Annotated in this window: 5 protein-coding genes; 4 read left to right on the forward strand and 1 reads right to left on the reverse strand. The window is 58.8% G+C overall.

Going from position 1 to position 6436, the window contains the following annotated elements; genetic code table 11:
* The first annotated feature begins 50 nt into the window (after positions 1–50).
* From AAIH70_RS29350 to AAIH70_RS29365, 4 genes are read left to right on the forward strand one after another with little or no spacing between them, the layout of a single operon-like run.
* Positions 51–1589, forward strand: a complete 1539-nt coding sequence (locus AAIH70_RS29350) for a sugar ABC transporter ATP-binding protein (protein ID WP_132281098.1) — start codon at positions 51–53, stop codon at positions 1587–1589.
* Positions 1582–2556: an ABC transporter permease gene (locus AAIH70_RS29355; RefSeq protein ID WP_148147922.1), complete on the forward strand. Its 975-nt coding sequence runs from the start codon at positions 1582–1584 to the stop codon at positions 2554–2556. The genes AAIH70_RS29350 and AAIH70_RS29355 overlap by 8 nt, the downstream gene beginning before the upstream one ends.
* A complete protein-coding gene (locus tag AAIH70_RS29360; protein WP_132281092.1) occupies positions 2553–3428 on the forward strand; it encodes a MurR/RpiR family transcriptional regulator in 876 nt (291 codons plus the stop codon). The genes AAIH70_RS29355 and AAIH70_RS29360 overlap by 4 nt, the downstream gene beginning before the upstream one ends.
* Entirely contained in the window at positions 3425–4303 is an 879-nt protein-coding gene (locus AAIH70_RS29365) for a ribokinase (RefSeq protein WP_132281089.1), read from the forward strand. Before AAIH70_RS29360 ends, AAIH70_RS29365 begins: the two co-directional genes overlap by 4 nt.
* An 825-nt stretch (positions 4304–5128) precedes the next feature.
* On the opposite strand, the gene AAIH70_RS29370 is transcribed toward AAIH70_RS29365, so the two are convergent.
* Positions 5129–6295, reverse strand: a complete 1167-nt coding sequence (locus tag AAIH70_RS29370; RefSeq protein WP_430037540.1) for an IS110 family transposase — start codon at positions 6293–6295, stop codon at positions 5129–5131.
* Positions 6296–6436: the final 141 nt, after the last annotated feature.

Raw genomic sequence — 6436 nt, forward strand, 5'->3', positions numbered from 1 at the left:
GGAGCCGGTCCTCCCGAGGCCGGCTCCCCTCCTTTGATGAAAGCACCGAGATGACGACAACGGCTCGCCTCAAGTTCGAGGGCATCACCAAGACCTTTCCAAGCGTCAAGGCGCTTTCGGACGCGACCTTTTCCATAAAGCCCGGTGAAGTTCACGCTCTTCTCGGCGAAAACGGCGCCGGCAAATCGACGCTGCTGCGCATTCTGTCCGGTGTGTCGCGCCAGACCAGCGGCGAGTTTTACGTCGATGGCAAGCTTGCCACGTTCAAGAGCCCCGAGGATGCCCGCCGCGCCGGCATCGCCATGATCCATCAGGAGTTGCAGCAGATCCCCAATCTGACTGTCGCGCAGAACATGTTTCTCGGCCATCCGTTGAAGACTGCCGGCGGCTTGCTGGTCAATCGTCGCGAACAGGAAAAGCGCGCGGCCGCAGCGCTTGCCATGATCGACCCGTCGATCGACCCTTCGACGCCGATCAAGAACCTGAAGGTGGCGCAGCGGCAGATCGTCGAGATCGCCCGCGCCCTGCTGGAAAACGCCAAGATCGTCGCAATGGACGAACCGACGTCCAGCCTGACGCCGGCCGAATTCGAGAGCCTCGCGGTCATCATCGAGAAGATGGCGGCCTCCGGCGTGGCGATCATCTATGTCTCGCACAAGATGGATGAGGTTTTCCGCATCTGCCACCAGGGCACCGTCATGCGTGACGGCAACGTGGTCGGCACGGTTGACCTGCGCACCGCCGCACAGTCGGACGTGATCGCGATGATGGTCGGCCGCGAGCTGATGCAGGAAGAACACAATTCGTTTGTGAAGGATGACGTTCGCGTTGAAGTGCGGGGCCTTTCCTCCGCGGTCACGCATGTCCGCGACGTCTCCTTCACAGTAAGACGCGGCGAAGTCGTCGGCATTGCCGGCCTGGTCGGCTCCGGCCGTACCGAGCTTCTGCGTCTTCTGGCCGGCGTCGACAAGATCGGATCCGGCGAGATCAGCATCGACGGCCGTGCGCTGAAGCTGACAAACCCGCGCTCCGCCATCTCTGCCGGGATCGGTCTGTTGCCGGAAGAGCGCAAGCGCGAGGGCATCATTCCCATGCGCCCGGTGTCGCTGAACATGGCGCTGCCGTCCTTGCGGAAATTCGTAAAGGTCGGCGTCGTTCGCCATTCGACGGTTAACAATACTGCCGAAACATTGCTGAAGCGGGTCAACCTGCGGCCGTTCCAGATCGATCGTCCGATCAAGCTGTTCAGCGGTGGCAACCAGCAGAAGGCGATCATCGCCCGTTGGCTGGCCGCCGGATCTGAAATCCTCTTGTTCGACGAACCGACACGCGGCATCGATGTCGGTGCCAAGTCCGAAATCTATCATCTGATCGAAAACCTCGCCGCCGAAGGCAAGTCCGTCATCGTCGTCTCCTCGGAACTTCCCGAGGTTATCCGGCTGTCGGACCGGGTCATCGTCATGCGCAACGGCCGCATCGCCGCCCAGCTGGAACGACACGAGCTGACGGAACAGGCCATCGTCTCGCACGCCGTCGGCGATGCCGAGCCAAATACCCATTCCTCGACGCAGGAGCACACCCATGTCTGATATCGCCGCCGAAACGCCCAAGCGTTCCTCGAAACTTTTCAGCTCGTTCTCGCTGCGTGATGCCGGTACGCTCATCGGCCTGATCATCATCATGGCCGTGTTTGCGGCGCTGGTGCCGGGCTTCCTGTCCGAGCGCAACCTCATCAACATCCTGCAGCAGTCGAGCATCAATGCCTGCATCGCGCTCGGCATGACGCTGGTCATCATTTCCGGTGGTATCGACCTCTCGGTCGGCCCGACGGCTGCGATTTCCGCCGTGCTGACGGCTGCTCTTCTGGTGACGGGCGTGCCCGTGCCGGTGGCGCTTCTTGCCGGTCTCGGCATTGGTGCCTTCTGCGGTCTCGTCAACGGCGTGCTGGTCGCCTATGTCGGCCTTCAGCCGTTCATCGTCACGCTCGGAACGCTCAGCACTTACCGCGCCATCGCGTTGATCTATACGGGTGGCAATCCGGTTCTCGGTGTGCCGCAGAGCTTCCGGTCATTGTTCAATGGCAATGTTGCCGGCATTCCGAACTCGGTCATCATCGTTGCGGTTGTAGCCTTCGGAGCCTGGGTCCTGCTCAAGAAGACGCCGATTGGTGAATATCTGCTCGCCGTCGGCGGCAATGAAGAAGCCTCCTATGTGGCCGGTGTGCCTATCGCGCTCACCAAGATCACTGCCTATGTGATCTCCGGTGTTCTGGCGGCGCTTGCATCCTTCATCCTGATCGGTCGCCTCGGTGCGGCAGAGCCTATCCTCGGCAATCTGTGGGAACTCGATGCGATTGCAGCTGCCGCCATCGGTGGTGCGTCGCTGATGGGCGGCAAGGGATCGATCGTCGGCACCATCCTCGGCGCCATCATTCTGGGTGCCATGCGCAACGGTTTGACGTTGATGAACGTTCAGGCTTTCTATCAACTTCTCGCAACCGGCCTTATAATTCTTGTCGCAATGATGATTGATCGCGCGACAAGGGGACGGGGATGAATTCCGACAACATGGATCCGAAGGCAGTCGGCCCGCGCATTCGCATGCGCCTGCCGCTGCTGACGCCGCTGGAAGCAAGGGTGGTCGAGACCGTCTTTGCACTGCGCAGCTTCAATGACGACACGTCGCTGAAGGAAATCGCAACCGATGCCGGCGTCTCGGAAGCCATGGTCGTGAAGATCACCAAGAAACTGGGATTCGCGGGCTATCGCGAATTCCGCAATGCGGTTTCCCAGTATAACCGGTTGCCGACGGCGGAAATGCACCAGGAACTGTCCATCGAGGACACGTCGCAGGAAATCATACAGAAAGTGTTCCGGACTTCGATCCAGGCGCTGGAAGAAACCCTGTCGATCATGGATGTCAAAGCGTTCGATCGTGCTGCCGACCTGATCCATGGTGCGCGTCAGCGCGATTTCTACGGTGTCGGCGGTTCGGCGCAGATCGCCCGCGACGCGGCCCACAAATTTCTGAGGATCGGCGTACGCGCCAGCGTCTACGACGATTCGCACATGATGCTGATGTCCGCCTCCTTGCTTGGTAATGACGATATTGCCGTCGGGTTCTCGCATTCCGGCAATACGATGGCGGTTATCGAGGCAATGCAGACTGCCAGACGCAACGGTGCCCGCACGATTGCGATCACCAATTACAATGAATCTCCGCTGGCACAGCATGCCGATGTCGTTCTCTGTTCGACAGCGCAGGGTTCGCCGCTGATGGGCGAGAATGCGGCCGCCCGCATCGCCCAGCTCAATATTCTCGACGCGGTATTCGTGGCTGTTGCGCAGCGCGATTACACCGCCGCCGAAAACCATCTCGAAAAGACCATGGCGGCCGTCGCCTCCAAACGGAAAGACAAATTCCTATGACTGCATCCACCCCCGCCGTCGTCGTCTTCGGCAGCCTGCATTACGACATCATCGTCAAAGGCCCGGCGCGCCCGCGAAAGGGCGAAACGGTGACCGGTTCGGCGTGGAACCCGGCCTGCGGCGGCAAGGGTGGAAACCAGGCGGTGTCTGCAGCGAAGGCCGGCGTGCGGTCTGCGATGATCGGTGCCGTGGGTGACGATGATTTTGGCGGCACGCTGACCGCCAATCTTGCCGCAAACGCGGTCGAACTGGATCATGTCAGGGTGATCGAAGGCGCCGCTTCCGGCATGAGCGTGGCAATTTTCGATGCCGAAGGCGATTATGGCGCAGTTATCGTCTCGGGCAGCAATCTTCAGCTCGGGCAAACAGATGTGCAGCAGGCGGCATCGCTGTTTCAGGCGGGCAATATCCTCGTCCTGCAAAACGAAGTGCCGGATCCGGCAAATGTGCTTGCGGCTTCAGCGATGAAGAGGGCAGGGGGCAAGGTTGTTCTGAATGCCGCACCGGTGAGAGCTCTTTCGCCTGAACTGGCAGGGTTGATCGACGTTCTGGTCGTCAATGCCGTCGAGGCGGAAGCGCTTGCCGGTGGTGCCGAGGTCGATACGCTCAACGATGCGATTGCGGCAGCACGCGTTCTTGCAAAATCATTCCCGGTGGCTGTCGTGACGGCTGGCGGTGCGGGCGTTGCCTATGCGACGCGCGACGGCGAAGAGGCGACGATCCCGGCGATCAAGATCAAGCTCGTCAGCACGCATGGCGCAGGTGATGAGTTTATCGGCGTATTGGCGGCGCAATTGCTGCGAGGGGAGGGTATGAAGGCAGCGCTTTCTGCGGCCAATCAGGCCGCTGCGATCCTTGTGAGCTCGCTGCGTTGAAACTTCTCTGGTCAACAGACAGATAGAGAGCGACTGTCAACATCGTGGGGCATCATTCACGTGCGGACCAGGCGGTTTGCCGTTGATGCTGGCGTTGCCGGTGGAGATTGAGCCGGCATGCGATTGGACGTCATATCGGGTCTGCGGACGCAATGTTATCGCGCATGTTTGAAAGTCAGTTAAAAATGCGTCGGGCTGGACCGACTTACACAGCTGCTAAACGACATGAGCGAAACTATCAGAGCGGATCAGCGAAATGCGGCTATGGTTGTGGCCCATTTGGATGACGTTTAGGCCTCCTCCCCCAACCCTCGCCTATCTCGTCACCGCAGGATTTTGCCGACCGGAGTTTCAATACCCAAGGCGGCAGATCTTGATGATCTGCATACTGCAATGAACGATTGGGTAGTCTCTCGGATCGCATTTGCTCTAAGGGGCGGGGTTGTGTCCTTGGAAGTCCTGTTCGGTGGAACCCAAATTAATCCGCAGATGAGAAATGACGGGTCGCCGGTTCGTATCCCTTCACATCAGGATTTTTGTCAATTGTTCATTCGAGTGGCATCGAATTTCTCCTTCGCAGGCGGATCCACGGTCTGAGCCCATTGCAACTACCGGCCCGTTTCTCGGGCCTATACAACCTCACATCCGGTCGCCGCTCTCACGCGGCTGCACCATTATCCCGCTTTCGACGGGCACGGGCTCAGGAGAACGGGACCAAACTCAAGATCGGCGTTTGAAGGCCAAAGGGATTCCCGGTCCGTCCACCTGGATCCGTCAGGGCTGATCAGGCCCTGAGGATTAGAACTGTGTTTCGCAGCTTGTCTTTCAGGCGGTTTTCATGATTGCACCTTCGATGACGACGCCGGAGCTCACATACTTCCAAAGAGCTACTAGCAGTTTACGCGCGAGCGCAACGATCATCGGCGTCTTTAAGCGTCCGGCGTTCCGCGCGATGCGTTCCTTAAACCATAGCGTTAAAGTCGATCTCGGTTGGTGGCGCAGCCATAGCCAGGCGAGTTCGACCATCGTTGCCCGCAATCGCGGATTTCCCGCTTTCGAGACCCCTTGTTCGCGATTGACGTTGCCGCTTTGCCAAGGAGAGGGCGCAAGGCCCGCATAGGATGCGATTTGTCGCCGATTGTCGAAGTGTCGGAACAAGCCTTCCGTGTAAATTATCGTAGCGAACTCTGGGCCTATTCCTTTGATGCCTAAAAGCGCGGTCGCCTCTTTCGGCGTTTCCGGCGTATCCTGAACGATCAAGGCATCTCGCTCGGCCTCAACAGACTTGATTTGTGTGAGCAACAATTCGAGACGATCGAGTTCTCTGCAGATTTCCCCTTTCAAATGCTTTGAGAGTGGCCGACCATCGCCAGTCCGAAGTTCTTCCAGACGTTGGCGGCGATCTCGATTGACAGGTTGGTAATCCCGAATTCCTTGCGTGAAGAGCAGCCCCTTTATGCGGTTGACGTGGAAGACACGTTCCGCAATCAGAGTTTTCCGCTCCCGTCCAATCCGTCGATTGTCGTCTTCCTCGGGTGAGAGAAGTTTGACCATTGAGCACGCGCGAGGCTCGCCACGTTTCCATGCCATCAATGCGCGGATCAGTGTTTCGCCGTCGATGCGGTCGGTCTTCGCCCGGCGGTGCCGGCGCGGCATGGCAATTGATGCGGCCTCTACAATGTGGCTCTCGATCCAAGCTTCCTTGCTGAGCACTCGTCCCAGCCAGAAGCCGTCCAGTCCGGCCTCTTGGATCACTACCAGTGGGTAAAGTATGTTCGTTCGCCGAGTGGCTTTCTGACGAAGCGCTGCAAAGCATGCGAACAAGCCGGCAATATCCCCTCCAGTAACGGAATGGCGGGACATCTTCTCGCTGCTTGGTGACAGAGCTGTCACCAGCCACATCGATTTACTCAATTCCAACGAGACGAAAATTGCGCCAAGATCGACGGGGGTAGCGGTCTGTGCTTGAGTTGGATCTGCTGTTATCGGCATGATTGGCCTCCAGAGAGTTTTCTAGCGACCTCACTCTGCCACGGTGCAGGCCGCTACTCACCCCTGATGTTGGAGTGGACGGCCCCTTAACGGCATCGAAATGTGCCATGATGAGCTGTTGAGATCTCAATCGAAGGGGCC

It is taken from the genome of Neorhizobium sp. BT27B (genome assembly GCF_050455485.1).
In the GTDB taxonomy this organism is placed as follows: domain Bacteria; phylum Pseudomonadota; class Alphaproteobacteria; order Rhizobiales; family Rhizobiaceae; genus Neorhizobium.

Excerpts from the sequence above, each read along its gene's own strand:
- AAIH70_RS29350 (WP_132281098.1), top strand. The coding sequence starts at position 51 with ATGACGACAACGGCTCGCCTCAAGTTCGAGGGCATCACCAAGACCTTT.
- AAIH70_RS29355 (WP_148147922.1), top strand. The coding sequence starts at position 1,582 with ATGTCTGATATCGCCGCCGAAACGCCCAAGCGTTCCTCGAAACTTTTC.
- AAIH70_RS29360 (WP_132281092.1), top strand. The coding sequence starts at position 2,553 with ATGAATTCCGACAACATGGATCCGAAGGCAGTCGGCCCGCGCATTCGC.
- AAIH70_RS29365 (WP_132281089.1), top strand. The coding sequence starts at position 3,425 with ATGACTGCATCCACCCCCGCCGTCGTCGTCTTCGGCAGCCTGCATTAC.
- AAIH70_RS29370 (WP_430037540.1), bottom strand. The coding sequence starts at position 6,295 with ATGCCGATAACAGCAGATCCAACTCAAGCACAGACCGCTACCCCCGTC.